The sequence below is a fragment of the Natrinema soli genome (genome assembly GCF_028618695.1).
Map to the genome: position 1 here is coordinate 1 of NZ_JAQIVI010000403.1, position 502 is coordinate 502.

Below are 502 nucleotides of genomic sequence, written 5' to 3' on the forward strand. Positions count from 1 at the left end.
CGGCCGCGCTCTCGACAGCCGCACTGCGAAGCTCGCCGGGCGAGAGGGTCGACGCGTCCCGGCCGACCAGTCCCCTGACCCGCTCGCGAGCCGTCTCGAGATCGCTCTCGGTCGCCGCGACGACGTCCGCGGTGAGCTCGAGTAACGAGCGGAGGCTGATCGTCAGGAAGAGGACGAGCGCAGCGGCGATTCCACCCCCCATCGGATGAACGGTGGTCGCCGCGAGGACGGTTCCCGAAGCGACGGCAGCGGGGACGAGCGGTGCGAGAACGGCGATTCCCACACCGGCCGTTCGTTGGCCCCGGTCGCCGTCGTACCAGTCTCGGTCCAGTGCATCGACGAGCCGGCCGAACCAGGCCACCGGATGGGCGGCGGTCGGCGGCTCACCGAGCAGGAGATCGAGGCTGAACGCCAGCACGATGACCGAAAGCGTCGTCAGCACGTCGCGGTCCCCTCCATGCTGCCAGCAGAATGTGACCGCTCAGTCATGACTGCTGCGTTC

Annotated in this window: 1 protein-coding gene; it reads right to left on the bottom strand. The window is 69.3% G+C overall.

Going from position 1 to position 502, the window contains the following annotated elements:
• Positions 1 to 442: cobalamin biosynthesis protein (locus PGX04_RS22170; RefSeq protein WP_273740485.1), on the bottom strand; the 442-nt coding region annotated here is incomplete at its 3' end.
• Positions 443 to 502 lie beyond the last annotated feature (60 nt).